Origin of the sequence: Peribacillus sp. NPDC058002, from assembly GCF_042886655.1 — a bacterium.
Taxonomy (GTDB): Bacteria; Bacillota; Bacilli; order Bacillales; family DSM-1321; genus Peribacillus; species Peribacillus aracenensis.
In genome coordinates this window covers 1-1528 of sequence record NZ_JBHVQU010000483.1, presented here as the reverse complement: position 1 = coordinate 1528, position 1528 = coordinate 1, and the positions used below count along the sequence as shown (strand labels likewise).

Below are 1528 nucleotides of genomic sequence, written 5' to 3'. Positions count from 1 at the left end.
CAGTAACCGTACAAACCTTTATATCTGTATCTTGTAAGATTTCGGCTGACTTCGCTACCCAAGTTGGATTAACACATATGGAGGCAAATCCAAATTCTTTTGCTTCTTCACAAAGCTTAATAATATCTTCTTTCTTTATTTCCGGTTTAAGTAAGGTATGGTCAATCAATTTTATTTCTTTCAATTCATTTACCTCCATTATTTTACTTCCGCAAATTTTTTCGAATCATCTTCATAGTTCGTTACATTCTTTTCATCAATTAAGCCTGTCTCTGCATTCATTACTTTTTCAACGTCTTCTCCATTCCCGGTTTTGATTGCTGTTTGGATAGCAAGTGTCCCGAGGGAAATCGGATCGTTGATAACTGTTGCATGAAACGTGCCTGCTTCAATTTTTTTCACTGCTTCCATTAACCCGTCGATTCCAACAATTTTAACATCTTTCAGTTTTCCTGCCTGCTCTAATACTTTCATTGCGCCAAGTGCCATATCGTCATTATGAGCGTATACCAGTTTTACATCCGGATGAGCCTGCAGTAAATCCTGCATGGATGAAACGGCTTTTGCCCGTATATACTCACTGTAAGGACCTTCAATAATCTTAATTCCCTTTTCTTTCTCTACAACTTCATGAAATCCATCATGACGAGCCTTCATAACTGTGCCACCAGCGTCCCCTTGTAATTCAATAACCTTACCAGTAGCTCCTTTACCGCCTAGAAGCTCAACGGCTTTTTCACCAGCAAGACGACCCATTTCTACATTATCCCTGCCAATATAAGAAACGACGTCTTCTTTTGTTTGACGATCCACTGTAATAACTGGTATACCCGCTCTTTCAGCTGCTTTTAATGCGGGTGCTACAGCTGATGGATTGACCGGATTAATGAGCAAAACATTGATTCCTTTTGTAATGAGAGATTGCACATCTGTATTTTGTTTTTCTATATCATTTTGAGCGTCCACTACAATTAATTCGGCGTTCTCTTTTTTAGCTTCTGCTTTAGCTCCATCAACCAATGATGTATAAAAAGGAGATTCAAGAGTTGCCTGTGAGAAACCAATCACTAATGATTCACCATCTCCATCTTTACTTGTGCTTGAACCAGAGTCCTTTGCTGCACCACCTCCACATGCCGTTAACGTAAACGTAAGTGCTATTGCCACTAAACCTGTCATCCACTTTTTATTCAAATTAAACACCCCTTATTTTTTATTAATGATATATTGGTTCATAATTAATGCTAGTACTATGATTAAGCCCATGAATATAGATTGGTAGTAAGATGATAAACCTAACAGGTTGAAGATATTGACGATCATGCTCATGATCAGTACACCAATGAAAGTTCCACCTATGCTACCTTTTCCGCCCATTAGGCTTGTTCCACCTATGACAACTGCCGCAATAACATCTAACTCAAGACCAGTACCGGCCGTTGGTTGTCCGACGGTTAGCCACGCGCTCATGAGAATACCGGCCACTGCCGCTAACAACCCTGCGATTACGAAACACCATGTAACATAC

2 protein-coding genes and 1 pseudogene are annotated in these 1528 nt (G+C 39.7%); all 3 read right to left on the bottom strand.

Features of this window, described 5'->3' with window-relative positions:
• A pseudogene (locus tag ACFVSH_RS26510) lies at positions 1-184 on the bottom strand (deoxyribose-phosphate aldolase); the annotation flags it as partial.
• Between the two features lie 14 nt (positions 185-198).
• Positions 199-1194 (bottom strand): substrate-binding domain-containing protein, encoded by a 996-nt coding sequence (locus ACFVSH_RS26505; RefSeq protein WP_387708794.1) that lies wholly within the window; start codon positions 1192-1194, stop codon positions 199-201.
• Between the two features lie 12 nt (positions 1195-1206).
• On the bottom strand, positions 1207-1528 hold a 322-nt coding region (locus ACFVSH_RS26500), incomplete at its 5' end, for an ABC transporter permease (RefSeq protein ID WP_387708792.1).